Here is a 268-nt window from a genome sequence, read left to right on the forward strand (position 1 = left end):
CGTCGTGCAGGCGCCCGCCGCGGCAGCCGGGCGGGACACCCGGGCCCTGGACGTCCGGGTCGTCGAAGGCCTCGACGCCACGCACTACCCGCTGGCCCTCGCGGTGATCCCCACGGGCGACGGGATGCGACTGCGCCTGGACTACCAGCCCACCGCCTTCGACGCGACGCGGGCCGGCCAGATCCTGGCCCGCTACCAGCACATCCTGCGTGGTCTGACCACAACCGCCGACCGGACCCTCGCCCAGCTGGAGGTGTTGTTGCCGGGT

At 73.9% G+C, this 268-nt stretch carries 1 protein-coding gene; it reads left to right on the forward strand.

All coding sequences use genetic code 11. The features are described from left to right. Nucleotides 1-268 (forward strand): hypothetical protein (locus VT52_RS34945; RefSeq protein ID WP_143070997.1); only part of this gene is annotated, 268 nt, incomplete at both ends.

Origin of the sequence: Streptomyces malaysiense (assembly GCF_000980885.2) — a bacterium.
GTDB lineage: Bacteria > Actinomycetota > Actinomycetes > Streptomycetales > Streptomycetaceae > Streptomyces > Streptomyces malaysiense.